Genomic DNA, 343 nt, shown 5'->3' on the forward strand with positions numbered 1-343 from the left:
CTCCGTTATATGCATAAGTAACCACACGACCTGCGGCGGTATCTTCAATACTGGTAATCCGAGAATGTTCTTTATTGCCATTATAGGTGATTGTATAAGTTCTGCCAGTGGAATCTGTCACTATACGCTGGTTATTTGTCATAGAAGAGATGGTTAAGACATTACCTTCTGCATCTTTGACCCAATCTAATTCACCGTTTGTATTAAAGTGATATTTTGACTGTGCTGCATTTGTAATAGTGTATTCGTTTCCGGACTTTGTCATAGTGCTATGAGCGTTCAGGCACTCAAATCCACCTTTTCCATTATCCTTAAATGTAGTGTTCGAGCCATCGGGCAAAAC

Annotated in this window: 1 protein-coding gene; it reads right to left on the bottom strand. The window is 39.9% G+C overall.

Translation table 11 applies throughout. The annotated features are described in order from the left end of the window. The coding region (locus DXB92_RS14030) for a hypothetical protein (protein ID WP_187118459.1) at window positions 1-343 on the bottom strand (343 nt) is incomplete at both ends.

Origin of the sequence: Ruminococcus sp. OM06-36AC (genome assembly GCF_003438725.1) — a bacterium.
Taxonomy (GTDB): Bacteria; Bacillota; Clostridia; order Oscillospirales; family Ruminococcaceae; genus Ruminococcus_C; species Ruminococcus_C callidus.